This is a genomic window from Mesorhizobium sp. B2-5-13 (assembly GCF_006440535.1).
GTDB lineage: Bacteria > Pseudomonadota > Alphaproteobacteria > Rhizobiales > Rhizobiaceae > Mesorhizobium > Mesorhizobium salmacidum.
Map to the genome: position 1 here is coordinate 1 of NZ_VFUI01000045.1, position 12997 is coordinate 12997.

A 12997-nucleotide genomic window follows, 5' to 3' on the forward strand; every position below is an offset into this window, starting at 1 on the left:
AACGTCGACTTGCCGTCATCCACCGAACCGCAGGTCAGAAAGCGCAGCAGCGACTTCTTCTCCTGCGCGGCCAGATAGTCGCGGACGCCGTCCGTGGGAGCGAGGCTTTTCGCCATGATGTGGCGCATGGTCAGAAGTATCCCTCGCGCTTCTTCTTTTCCATCGAACCGGCTTCATCGCGGTCGATCAGGCGACCCTGCCGTTCGGATGTGCGTGCCGTCAGCATCTCGCCGACGATGGCTTCGAGCGTGTCGGCGTCGGATTCGATGGCGCCGGTCAGCGGATAGCAACCAAGCGTGCGGAATCGCACCAACCGGTTCTCCACGACCTCGCCGGGCAGCAGCTTCATGCGATCATCGTCCTTGAGGATCAACATGCCATCGCGTTCGACGACCGGCCGCTGCTTGGCGAAATAGAGCGGCACGATCGGGATGTTTTCCTGCAGAATGTATTGCCAGATGTCGAGCTCGGTCCAGTTCGACAAGGGGAAGACGCGGATCGATTCACCCTGCGCGATGCGAGTGTTGAAGATCTTCCACATCTCGGGCCGCTGGTTCTTCGGATCCCACACATGCTGGGCATTGCGGAAAGAGAAGATGCGCTCCTTGGCGCGCGACTTTTCCTCGTCGCGGCGGGCGCCTCCAAAGGCGGCATCGAAGCCGTATTTGTCGAGCGCCTGGCGCAACGCCACGGTCTTCATCACATGGGTGTGGGTGTTCGAACCGTGATCGAACGGATTGATGTTGTCGCGCACGCCGTCTTCGTTGACATGAACCAGAAGGTCGAACCCCAGCTTCTGCGCCATCTGATCGCGAAATGCGATCATCTCGCGAAATTTCCAGGTGGTGTCGACGTGAAGAAAGGGGAATGGCGGCTTGGCCGGATAGAACGCCTTCATCGCCAGATGCATCAGCACCGACGAATCCTTGCCGACGGAATAGAGCATAACCGGCTTGGTGAAAGCGGCCGCGACCTCGCGGAATATGTGGATGGACTCGGCTTCAAGCCGCTGCAGATGCGTAAGCGCTGATATCATGGACCGTGAGCGTTCTCTCGTGCCTTGCAACAGAAGTTACTGCGTCAAATCATCGAGCCTTTTTGCGCCCGCTTCAAGCTTCGCTTCTGGACAAAGTGTTTCGTTCGGGCGTTCTAGCAGATCGTCGCGGCCCAGAACAATGCAGGACGAGCCCGGCTGCAGTCGGTTCGGGAATGAATTTTCCATGCTTGTGGCAAAATCCGGAAATTTCTGCTTGAAGGGCCTCCAGCTGGGAAAGGCAGGAAAAATATTGCCTGTGAGAGCGCCGCGGCGGCGCCGCAGGGGTCAACCGGCCCCGAATACGGGATTTCGACGGCAATCGATCCGGACGCACTATCGAAACAGCGACCCAGCCGCTATACGCTTTTCGAGAGTGGGCAAGTGCGTGATGAAGCACGGGCAGTTTCGAGGCGAGCACTTTCGAAGATGTGCCGCATAAAATCTCTCTGGAATAGCAGGTCCGAAAATTGAACCGGCTTTCATCCATTAGGCAGCAATTCACGCCTTCGCGGATCAATATCTACTTCTCCATTCTCTGCTTCTTTTCTCCCCCGGTCCTGGGATCGGTGGTTAGCTTCGTGTTCAATGGCGGCGGCTTGTGGTCCGTCCTGTTGATCGCCTTGAAGAGAAGACGCTTCAATGTCGACCGCGCGATGATGCCGCTGACGATCGCGATCTATGCCTATTGCGCAAGCAATGTCCTGGCGTCCCTCGTCAACCACGCGATCGTCAAGGACGCGCGGCATCTTATCCCGCTGATCACCTTTCTGTTTTTTCCCATCTCCTATTCGACCTGGAGCATTACGCAGAAGGCAACGCTCGTCCGCATCATTGTGCTGGCCAGCATGGCTGCCTGTTTCGGGGCGCTGCTGCTGGCGGTCTATCAGCAGTATCGGCTTGGCATACGCGCCGAGGGCGGGGCCGGGAATGCGATCGTTTTCGCCGAGGTCCTCTGCCTTGCAGTGGTGACCTGCGTGGCTGCTGTCCTATCCGGTATAGAGAGGTACAGGATCGCCCTCATCTGCGCTGCACTCGGCGGAACGGTCGCCATTATCTACTCCGGTACGCGCATCGTCTGGCTGGCGCTGCTGATTGCCGGTATCGCCGTTCTGCTGATCAACCAGCAGAGGCTGAGAGGGAGAAATGCCGTTCGCGTGCTTTTGCTGCTGGCCGCGATCGCAGTCACAATCGCGTTTTTCGGGTTCCAGACGATAGCGGGGCGTGTTGCATTTCTGCACTCCGACTGGGATGCGCTGGCGGCCCATGGTGACCACACGACTGCTCTGGGATCGCGCGTCGCGCTTTGGGATATCGGCCTGAAGGCATTTCGGGAGATGCCATTTTTCGGACATGGGGTGGGGGCCACTCACGTCTTGATCAAGCAGGGCTTTCAGGACCAGTTCGGGATGGACGAAGGCTTCAGTCATTTCCATAACGGCTTCCTGACCGCCTTGGTGCAAGCGGGAATCCTGGGTGCGGTGACGCTGGCGGCGATCTTTGTAGTTGCCGCCAGAAATGCCGCCCGGGTCCTTCGCGACAGCGCCGATCCGATCGAGCGGTTCGGCGCCACCATGATTATTGTCGTCGTGATCACCTATCTGACCGCCGGAATGACAGGCATCCTGATCGGCCATGACATTCTGGACTCGGTCTTTATGGTTTTCCTGGTGTCGGGAACATATCTTGCATGTGGGCGCCAGGCCGCGTTGGTGGAAGCACGGACGGTTTCACCAACAAACAGCCAAGCCGTTCCATCAGTAGAGGGCCTGGCACCCCGGCCAGCCGCTCGATAGCCGGTCCGGGCAAGACAATGAAAGTCCTGGTTACGGGCGCGACGGGCTTCATCGGCCGCCAGATGGTCCACCGACTTCGTGAGGCCGGTGTCGAGCTTCGCCTCGCCTCCCGCCGGCCGGAGAGACTTGATGCGGGGTCCGACGCCATGCCGATGCCGGGTTTCGATGCGCCGGCCGCGGCTTTCCTGGCGCTGACCAGGGATGTGACGGATATCGTCCATTGCGCGGGTCTGAACAATGACCAGGGCAATGCCACCGAAGCCGATTTTCGGGCAGCCAATGCGCAATTGAGCGCACGTCTAGCACATGCCGCCGCCACGCAGGCAAGTGGACGGTTCATCCATCTTTCCTCGATCCGGGCCGTGATCGGCGCGCGTGCCAGCGCAACGATCGGCGAAAACACGGTCCCCGAACCGCAAGACGCCTACGGGCGCTCGAAGCGCGAAGCAGAAATCGCGGTGCTGGAGGCCTACGCCTCGCATGGCCGTGCCGACGCCGCCATATTGCGGCTGCCTCCGGTCTACGGGATCGGCATGAAAGGAAACCTGGCGACGCTGATGCGGCTCGCCGATACGGCTCTGCCGATCCCGACAGGCGCGTTGACGGCAAACCGCTCGCTGCTGTCATCGCAATCGGCGGCACGGGCGGCGTGGCATCTGCTTTGCCATTCGCAGCCGCTTCATCCGGTCTATACCGCCAGCGACGTGCCGCCGGTTTCCGTCGCTGCCATCATCGGTACCTTTCGCCGCGGTTTCGGGAGGCCGACCCGCCTGGTGCCAATGCCGGCCGAACCGATGCGGGCGGCTGCCATACTGCTTGGCAAGCGGCTGTTCTGGGACAGCCTGACGGCGACACAGATATGCGACCCTTCCCTGCTTGCCTCGCAAGGCTGGGCGCCGGAATCCAGCACACTGGAAAGGCTGACCGAGATAGCGCGGCTCCGAAAGTCCCGACTTCCCGTTTGACCACTGGTCCAAGGACTGGTTTTTTGCTTCTGGAGCACGGCGCGCTCAGCCGCGATAGAGCGTTCCGAACAAGATTCGAAGGTCGAGCCAGAACGACGCGGTCCTGAGATAGCTGGCATCGATTTCGGCCAGAAGTTGCGGGTTCGACATGTCGATGCCCCTGATCTGGGCCAAGCCTGTCATTCCGGGGAGAGCCTGCAAAACCCCGAGCCGCCTGCGGTATTCGATCAGTTCTGTTTGGGTCGGCAGGCAGGGACGCGGCCCGACCAGGCTCATTTCGCCGCGCAGGACATTCCAGAGTTGCGGCAACTCGTCGAGCTTGAATTTCCGCAAGCCCTTTCCAACCGATGTCACGGCGCTCACCGGGGTTTCATGCGAGGGCAAGGATGGCGTTCCCTGGTACATCGTCCTCAACTTGTGGCAGCGAAAAAGCGCACCTTCGCGGCCAACCCGCGTTTGGGAAAAAATCACCGGACCAGGCGACGATGCACGGACGGCAAGAATGGCAAGAAACAGAATCGGAGAGGATGCCACCAGCAGCACAGCCGCACCGGCGATATCGAAGATTTTCTTGGCTGTCGTCATGAGTGGCCGATGGGCTCCCTGCCAGGGCTTCACCCGGCAACCTCGAGCGAAACCCATCAATCCGGTCGGCGTAGCATGAGGTCGCGTTCCTGACCAAGCGCCGCCACACAGTCCGCAATATTCAGATACGACCCAGGATAAAGGCGAGATAGAGTCCAAGGGTCCCGGCAAAAGTCTGTCGATAGACGCCGCTTTTGTGCAGGGCGCCCAGGCGTTGGAAAAGGCTACCTTGCCGACCGTTCGCGAACAAATCGAGGCATGTCAGCGCATCCGTCGTAAGGAGGTCGCGATTGACGGCAAGGCCGGCGAGATTGAGATCGGTCCAGTCCGCGAACTGGCCCTTGAAGAGGCGGCCGAGCCGCGAGATCCGCGCCTGCCACGATGCATTGGCGCCGACCAGGTTTGCCGCATGCTGGCGGTAGCGCACCAATGGTCGCGGATCGTAGCGGACGACGCCGCCGGCACCGGTGACGATCAGATAGGCCCACCAATCATGGCTGACGAAACCGGTGCGAGCGGAGGCCTTGGCCAACAGATCGCGGGCGGCGCGGTTGAGCAGGATGGTGTTGCCGCCGGCAATGCTTTGCACCAGCGCGTTGCGGAAGGCCGGCGGGCGGCTAAACAGCGGCGAATGGCCGACCAGGCCTCCGGTTTCGGTCATGGTCGCGGTTCGCGAGCAGAACATCAGCGGTTGCGCCACGTCAAATGTCCGCATCCAGGCAAGGGCGCTTTCAAGCCTGTCGGGCTCCCAGACATCGTCCTGATCGCTGAAGGCGTAACAATCCGCGTCAATGCGCGGGTCAAGGATCATCGACCGGAAATTGGCGGCAAAGCCTTGCCGCGGCCCTTCCACCAAATTTATCCGACCTTTTGCCCAGCGGGGCTTCCAGGCTTCGACGATGGCAACTGTGCCATCGACGGAGCCGTCGTCGGATATCCAGAGGTCGACCAGAGGATGGGACTGGTCGAGCAGCGACTGCACTTGCTCGTCGATGAAGGCGGCGCCGTCCTTCGTGGCCATCAGGACGGCAATGCGCAGATCTGTCTTACCCACTGATGTCAAACGCCTTGCTGCGCGAGGAAAACCGCTACGCACTTTTCCCGGAATTGCTCATCTCTTGCCTTTGCGCAATTCCGGACGGAAAACCGCTACGCACTTTTCCTGGAATTGCTTTAGCTCGCCTGCCCGGCCGTCTTCGGGACCGTGTCCTGCCGCGCGCTCGCCCTTGTCTTCGTCGCGCGGTCGAGATCGGCCAGGATGCTGAGCGAGGCGGCCTTGTCCTGGCTCTTCATGGATTGCTGCAACGCCGCAAGTGCTGCCTGGACATCCGACCACTGCGCGACATCGGTGCTCAGGCCAAAAATCTTGGCAATACTGAGCTCGACCAATTCCTCGTCTTCGCCGTGAAGGGTCTCGTGGAGCTTTTCGCCCGGCCGGATGCCCGTGAAGCGGATTGGAATGTCCGTATAGGGGCTTTTTCCCGCCATCCGGATCATCGTTTCGGCCACTTCGACGATCGGCACGGGCTTACCCATGTCGAGCATGTAGACGGCGTAGTCCTGGTCGGCCGGCCGCGACGCGGCATCGGCCGCCGACATGATGACGAGATCGACGGCCTCGGCGACAGTCATGAAATAGCGCGTCATGCGGCGGTCGGTTATGGTGACCGGCCCACCGGCCTCGATCTGCGCCTGGAATATGGTCGCCACCGAGCCATTGCTGCCGAAGACGTTACCGAAGCGCACCGCGATGAACTTGGTGGCGGCGCGGCGGCCGCCCGGTTCGCCGGCCGGCGTTTCATGCAGGGCGCTGACGATCTGTTCGGCGGCCCGCTTGGTCATGCCGAGCACGGACGTCGGATCGACGGCCTTGTCGCTCGAGACCATGACGAATTGCGCCACGCCGCATTTGGCGGCGACCTCGGCGCAGACGAGCGTGCCGAAAACGTTGGTCTGGATGGCCGATTCCCAGTTCTCCTCCAGCAGCGGAACATGCTTCAGCGCCGCGGCATGGAAGAGGATGTCGGGTCTGAACTCTGTGACGACGCGCGTCATCTGGCGCCTGTCCGCGACATCGACGATGCGGACCTTGAGGCGGTCATGGTCTTTCTCGTCGACATACTGGCTCAGCTGGAAGATGCCGAATTCGGAATTGTCGGCGACCAGCACGGCCTCGGCTCCAAGCTCCAACGACCGCTTGACCAGCGTTCGCCCGATGGAACCGGCGCCTCCCGTGACCAGGACGCGCTTGCCGCCGACGAAGGCGCCGATGCGCTCGATGTCGGACGGCACAGTCGGGCGGCGCAGGATCGTCTCCATCTCGACGGCATCGAGAACGAGCTTTCCCTCCTGGCCCACCTGCGAAAGCCCAGCGAACTGCACGACCCCGATGTCGCCGTGACGCGCGACGCGGACCAGCTCGGAATATTCCTCGATCTCATGTTCGGCGCCGCTGCCGAAAATCAGCAGATCGAGGCTCTTGCTGCCGGTCGCATAGTCCTCCAGGACATCGATCAGGCGCGGCCGGGTCGCCACCACGGGAACCCCTTGAATGCGCGTGCCCAGCGGCGCGCCACGCTCGGTCGCCATGATGCCGACGATGGAATGCTCGGCGGGCTGCGCCGTACGCGTGAAACGAATGATCAGGTCGGCCTCGCCGAGCCGCCCGACGAACAGGGCCTGCTTGGTTCGCGCCGTGTCGGCTTTACGGTTCAAAATACCCCAGCTCGCGCCGTCACGCAGGAAGCGGTAGAACAGCCGGGGCGCCGAGATGATGGTGAAGGAGACGAGCAGGAAGACGATGAACTGGCGCTCGTTGAGGCCCGCGACCGGCTGGAAGAAACGTACGACCAACGAAACGGCGTAGAGCACGAAGGTCAGGATCGCGCAGCTCTTCAGGATGTTGAAGAAATCAGGCGTCGAGGCGAAGCGCCAGACCGTGGTGTAGAGGCCGCAATATCTGAACAGCAGATGGCTGATGAGCACGATGCCGGCCCAGGTGAATAGACCCTCCGTGGAGAGCGCGCCGAACGAAAGATCCGACCGCGACAGGACGAGACTGAGCGCGACCGCGACCAGGACCATGGCCACGTCCTGGACCATGATGAAGGCACGCCGCATCCCGGGCCTGAGTCCGAACACAGCTTCCAGGGAAGTATTCATTAGGCAGCACTAAACTCCAGACTGTCGGCATGACTACCAGCAAAGTGTGAACACGAGAAATCATTCGTGACCGTCACACTTCCAAGTAGCATCTCCGGCCCTCGCCTGCTGTATCGCATACTGCGGGGGACGAGGCATAGCCAGATGTTTTTTTTGGAAGAATGAGGGGGCAAGGGAAGCATGAAGCCCGATTCGTGGAAAATTGCCGCGAAGTCCACATTAGCCATTTCTTATAAAGAGTACGTCATCAGCATGTGTGTCCAGTTTTGCCGCAGTTGACTCTGCTCCAGACCCCGCTAGGACGCAATGCGTTGCCATATGTCCATCGAAACGGCTATTAGACAGGGGCTTGGTGGTTCGCTATGGCCAGCGAAGGACAATGCGCCGAAACAACAGATTGCGATACTCCCAGCTATGATTGCTGCACTAAACGGGGCTTTTGACGACATCTCAAAAGCCATGAAATTACACCGGGTCTGGGTGGCGCTTGCCCATGAAGACATTGGCGACCAGCACAGACGCACGACACTCGGCCCGCTTTGGATGCTGGTCAACTATTTCGCTTTCGTCGGCACGTTTGTCTTTGTTTTCGTCACCAAGGACGCGAGCAACCCCAGCTACATAGCCTACGTAGCCATCGGCATGCTGGTATGGTTCTATCTCAGCGAAACAATCACCGTGAGCGTGTCGCTCTTCCAGCGCGAGGCGAGCTTCATTCAAGGCACGACACTGCCGTTGTTCGTGTACGTGATGCGATTGACGATGCAAAGCGTCATCCGGGCTGGTTATTCGCTGGCGGGGTGCGTTCTTATTCTGTTGTTGAGCGGTTACGGCATCGACACGAACTGGCTGTTGTCGTTGCTGGGTCTGCTGCTTATCGTCCTGGCAACTCCTGCATTTGTCATGATCTTCGCGTTCTTGGGCGCTTTTTTTCCCGACAGTGAGTTCATCGTCGGCAACATGATGCGGGTTGGCATGTTCTTGACGCCGGTCTTTTGGGTCTATAGCGGGCAAGAAGGCATCCAAAAGTATGCCTACCATTGGAATCCGTTCACCTACTTCCTTGAGGGCGTGCGTGAACCGATCACGGCGGGCATCTTTCCGACGCATGCTCTGGCGGTGACAGGTTACATCTGTATCGGCGCCTGGGCTATTGCGTTGCTGCTGCTGGGCCGTTACCGCAAGCACGTCGTTTTCCTGATCTGAGCCACATGACCTCCATCAAACTGAACAATGTCAGCCTCGTCTATCGGCTGTTTGAAAAGCTGACGCTTTCGGCGCCTGGCCGGCGTCGCAGCGCTCTTGGCGGCAACATAGCAAAGGCGGGCACCAAACAGGTCGTGCAGGCGCTCGACGGTGTCAGCTTCGAGCTCAAGGCGGGCGACCGGTTAGGGCTTGTCGGCCCCAATGGCGCCGGTAAGACCACCCTGCTCAAGGTTCTATACGGAATCTACCAGCCAACGGGCGGCACGATGTCCATCGCCGGCAAGGTCGATGCGCTGTTCAACATCAGTATAGGTTTCCGACCCGAGGCCACTGGCCGCAGGAACATCGTGCTGAGGGGATTGATCAGCGGCTGGACGAAGGCCGAGATCGAAGAGAAGATGGAAGAAATAATCGATTTCAGCGAACTGGGCGACTTCATCGACCTGCCATTCAAGGCTTACAGCCAAGGTATGGCGGCGCGGCTGGCATTTGCGGCAGCGACCACGCTCGAGCCTGAGATTCTGCTGATGGACGAATGGATCGGCGCCGGCGACGCCTCATTCCAGGACAAGGCCAAACGGCGGATGGACGAATTGGCGGAAAAGGCCGGCATCATCGTGCTGGCCAGCCACGACGACGCGCTGATCCAGCGCGTCTGCACGAAGAAAATGACACTTCGCGCTGGCCGGGTGGAATCGCTTACTTAAGGCGCCTCACGATATTTGATATTAAGGTCGAGCCATGATCGCGATGCGCTACTCACGTCGCGCAATTGCGGCTAACGGCACCATTTCGACTGATAGGTGGTCTTGCCCGAGGCTGACCCCGCAAGCCGGCAACTAACGAGAGGTCAAGTTGCCCCCCAGCTTCAATCCCTATAGTCGACAATCATCACCATTATGTGGGCACCCAGTGCATACATCTGAAACGAAGACACAGGTTCGATACGCCTATCTCAGCGCCTTGCGGGGCATCGCGGCTCTTTGGGTCATATCGGTCCATGTCGCCCACATGCCGCAGCCTGTCATGGATTTGCCGCCCTGGCTGGATCTCTACGTGGCCAATGGCGTTTGGGGAGTCCAACTGTTTTTCGTCGTCAGCACGTTCTCTCTTTGCCTGATGCAGCCCAGTCATGCTGACGAGCAGCGGCCGCTCTTGGGTTTTGCCTTGCGCCGCTTCTTTCGCATTGCCCCGCTTTTTTATCTGCTAGTCGCATTCACACTGCTTTCCGCCTTCGAGCCGGCCGGCGAAAGCTTCAACTCCAATCCCGCCGGGTTCCCGCTCAACGCCAATACAATCCTCACAAACGTGACGTTCATCTTCAACCTTGTGCCGGGGTATGGCCATCAGACGTCAGTAGTTCTTGCCGGGTGGACGATCGGCACGGAGATGATGTTTTATGTGATCTTCCCACTCGTCTACGCCCGCACGAAGAGCATCTGGATGGCGACGACGGCAATGCTCCTCAGTCTGGCGATTGCAAAGGTCTTCAGCATGACGGTGTCCATGTTCACCGTAGACCCGGCCAATTACCAGATGTATTCGATCTTTCACCACCTGCCGATTTTCATGTTCGGTTTCGTAGCTTTTTGGGGATTGCCCTTGCTCAGAGACCGACCCAACAGCAAGCAGATTGGTGCCGCATTGCTGGCCTCGGTGCCAGTGCAGTTCTATGCGATAGTAGGAGGTTCGGTGCCCTTCATCGAGCCGTACCATTGGCTAGGCGTCATGTTCGCCTGCCTTGTCATCGGTCTGGCCCTTTATCCGATCCGGATTCTGGTCAACAAAGCCACGGTTTGGATCGGTGACATCAGCTACTCGGTTTATCTCGTTCACAGCCCGATCATCGTTTCCCTGTTCCCAGTCTACAAGCAGATACAGGCATCGGGAGGGGGCAGGATAGAAACGTTTGCTTCCTGCTTTGCGTTGACGTTGATGTGCGTCCTTCCGGTCGCCGCGCTGACCTACTATGGCTGGGAAAGATGGACTAACAACATGGGCAAGCGGCTTGCCTCTCGTTTAGCAGGACGAAAAGAGCGCCCGACTGGTCGTTCGTGACGCAGCCTCAGAAGGGGCAGGAAAGCCGACTACTAACCTCTACGTGTAATTATCCTTTGCAGGCAGCGATGGAGTGGCCTGAGGACCCTGAACGCTGTTGGCGATCTGGTCACGATTGATCGCTTGATCGAGAAGATGAGGCCATGAAAGGCTCTTCTCACCCCCAAGTTTCCAAATTCCACCGGAGCTCCATTGGCGCACAATGCCTGCAGTTTGGCCTCCAGCATAACGTAGTTATGAGCAGCGTGCCCCTCAGTCATAACGTGGCGGAAGGTATATCCGGCGTCGATTGCGACATAGGCTAGGATCCGCTCTAGGGCGTGGGCCAAACTCCCATCCCGATAATCCAAATTGGCAAAGTCATCCCAGTTCCATTTCTGTCCGAAAAGCTTCTTTAAAGCTGCGGGGCGAAACCAGTACATCCCACCATAAGGCGCGATGGGCGTACTATCGTCCAAATGAACGATCAGGCGCAGCTGTCTGGCCAGCTTTTCAACACTGGCTTTGTTACCGGCCCATCCATTTCCTAAGGTCGGATAGCCGATATGCACCACTGGCGGCATCACCAGACCGAGCGCTGGATTGTGAACAAAGAGCTCCAGCAAATTTTCAACATACCCAGTCGTGTGAAGAAGGTTGTCGAAATTGTGAAGCTTAAACAACTCTCCCCTTGGGCCGTCCTGGGGAGAGCGTTTTGAATGGATACGGCAGATCAGGTCGTAGCGGTCCTCAAGTATGTAGTCCCGGCACCCGACAAGGAGAGCTGAAGTGTCCCTGCCGTCGTTTGGAACGACCATAACTATCGAGCTTCTGGCGTTCGGCGCCTTCGCGACCGCTTGTTGGATCAACGCCTGCTTGTTGGTATTGTTGGTCGTGATGATCAGATCGTGGCCCTTCGGCACGTTTTCGGCGTAGCCCAGTATCTCATCGAGCATGTCAACGTGATATATATGCGCAAGAACCGCTATCCGGTAATTGTCCCAATTCCTTTGCATGCCAATGCGGGTGTCCGGCAGGACGGAGAGCAACGCCGCATTGCCATTTAGCGTACGAGGTGGGCCAAGACGGCCAACGCTTTTCCATATCAGTGACAAATCGTAATCTGATTGGTTTTCTATGATCTCCAAGGCACGCGGCAGGTTGATGGCCTCGCGCTCGAGCGCCAGCGTGTCATGAAAAAAGAGGCGTCGCTTCAGGATCGGGCTACGGTCCTCCAGCGTTTTGTCCGGCTCCATGAAAACCGGGTATGGTGTCTTATATCGTTCCGGATCGAGCAGCACCGAACTGGTGAAGCCCAAGGCCTGGAAATGTTCCGTGAACACCGTTTCATGCTTCGCGACTGAATCCATATAGGAGTTGATGGGCGCCATCTGGTCCCAATAGTCACGAAATGCTTTCGACTGATGCAGGGACCGCCGCACCGCGATGAAATGGGAGTTGAGGTGAAAGGGCAGTTCCGATCTTCTGACGTCGATGGGATTGGGTCTCATCGCCCTGTGAGCGGAGATTCCCCAAAAATCACAGCTTCGTCGGTCCATCTCCGAAAACATTTCCGAGAACGGAAAAATCGGCCCGTAGAAGGTGTGGTTGAAAAGCAAAATCTCGTCGAAGTGTGAAAGCTCACCCCATCCGATGTGTTCGAGGCCAGTTCGATAGGCCCAAACATCGAACCCTTTGTTTTCCCTGATCAGGACGCTATCAGCTGTCTCGGAAAGCCGAGACTGAGCTTCTTTATCAACCGGGCCGTTGCAAACCACTAGGAGTTTCTCGACAAAAGGCCGAATCGACGCAATCAGGTGAAAATAGTAATCATCTACCTTGCCGTATTGATCGTAGTAAAATGCAATGGCCAGACGCCTCATCAGCCTCTCTCTCTCTGGTGGCTTGATAGATGATCCGCATGCGTATGCCTTTTTCGTTACGAAGTGTTACGATTTCGGCTTGAAAAGGGAGGCCATGCCGCGATGGATCGGCCTGAGTATTTTGAACAAGACAGGCGCTCTGAACTTCAGCGAATTTTTAACGGCGAAATTGAGCCCGGCCAGAGAATGGCGCACTGATAGACTGTTTGCCGAGGGATAGCCGGCCTTTTTCCACTCAGACAACATATGACACTGCCACTGGAAGTCGCCTGAGGGCATCAGGCTGGCAAGCTTTTGCAGCTTGAACTCCAGCATGGTGTAGTTGTGCGC

Annotated in this window: 10 protein-coding genes and 1 pseudogene; 5 read left to right on the forward strand and 6 right to left on the reverse strand. The window is 58.4% G+C overall.

Annotated elements, in window-relative coordinates; all coding sequences use genetic code 11:
* Positions 1–130: 130 nt before the first annotated feature.
* Complete coding sequence (gene cysD / locus FJ434_RS29490) at positions 131–1036, reverse strand: sulfate adenylyltransferase subunit CysD (RefSeq protein ID WP_140510434.1); 906 nt, start codon at positions 1034–1036, stop codon at positions 131–133.
* Between the two features lie 467 nt (positions 1037–1503).
* Here cysD and FJ434_RS29495 point away from each other — a divergent pair, with 467 nt between their 5' ends.
* Positions 1504–2829, forward strand: a complete 1326-nt coding sequence (locus FJ434_RS29495) for an O-antigen ligase (protein ID WP_140753087.1) — start codon at positions 1504–1506, stop codon at positions 2827–2829.
* A gap of 17 nt (positions 2830–2846) precedes the next feature.
* Positions 2847–3794, forward strand: a complete 948-nt coding sequence (locus tag FJ434_RS29500) for an NAD-dependent epimerase/dehydratase family protein (protein WP_140753085.1) — start codon at positions 2847–2849, stop codon at positions 3792–3794.
* Between the two features lie 45 nt (positions 3795–3839).
* On the opposite strand, the gene FJ434_RS29505 is transcribed toward FJ434_RS29500, so the two are convergent.
* The 3 genes from FJ434_RS29505 to FJ434_RS29520 all read right to left on the reverse strand — a co-directional run bounded on the left by FJ434_RS29505 (position 3840) and on the right by FJ434_RS29520 (position 7541).
* Complete coding sequence (locus FJ434_RS29505) at positions 3840–4379, reverse strand: sugar transferase (protein ID WP_140510482.1); 540 nt, start codon at positions 4377–4379, stop codon at positions 3840–3842.
* Positions 4380–4500: 121 nt separating this feature from the next.
* On the reverse strand, positions 4501–5433 hold the full coding sequence (locus FJ434_RS29510; RefSeq protein WP_140717938.1) for a glycosyltransferase family 2 protein: 933 nt from the start codon (positions 5431–5433) through the stop codon (positions 4501–4503).
* Positions 5434–5552: 119 nt separating this feature from the next.
* Positions 5553–7541, reverse strand: a complete 1989-nt coding sequence (locus FJ434_RS29520; protein WP_181166181.1) for a nucleoside-diphosphate sugar epimerase/dehydratase — start codon at positions 7539–7541, stop codon at positions 5553–5555.
* Between the two features lie 318 nt (positions 7542–7859).
* Between FJ434_RS29520 and FJ434_RS29525 the strand changes: the two genes are divergently transcribed.
* The 3 genes from FJ434_RS29525 to FJ434_RS29535 all read left to right on the forward strand — a co-directional run bounded on the left by FJ434_RS29525 (position 7860) and on the right by FJ434_RS29535 (position 10805).
* A complete protein-coding gene (locus FJ434_RS29525; RefSeq protein WP_246678432.1) occupies positions 7860–8747 on the forward strand; it encodes an ABC transporter permease in 888 nt (295 codons plus the stop codon).
* 5 nt (positions 8748–8752) lie between these two features.
* Positions 8753–9454, forward strand: coding sequence for an ABC transporter ATP-binding protein (locus FJ434_RS29530; RefSeq protein ID WP_140717940.1), 702 nt, complete (start codon positions 8753–8755; stop codon positions 9452–9454).
* A 205-nt stretch (positions 9455–9659) separates the two neighbouring features.
* Positions 9660–10805, forward strand: a complete 1146-nt coding sequence (locus FJ434_RS29535; RefSeq protein WP_181166180.1) for an acyltransferase — start codon at positions 9660–9662, stop codon at positions 10803–10805.
* 32 nt (positions 10806–10837) lie between these two features.
* On the opposite strand, the gene FJ434_RS29540 is transcribed toward FJ434_RS29535, so the two are convergent.
* The gene (locus FJ434_RS29540) at positions 10838–12667 is read right to left on the reverse strand and encodes a rhamnan synthesis F family protein (RefSeq protein ID WP_140753081.1); all 1830 of its coding nucleotides are present in this window, start codon (positions 12665–12667) and stop codon (positions 10838–10840) included.
* Between the two features lie 66 nt (positions 12668–12733).
* Positions 12734–12997 (reverse strand): annotated as a pseudogene (locus FJ434_RS29545) (hypothetical protein); the annotation flags it as partial.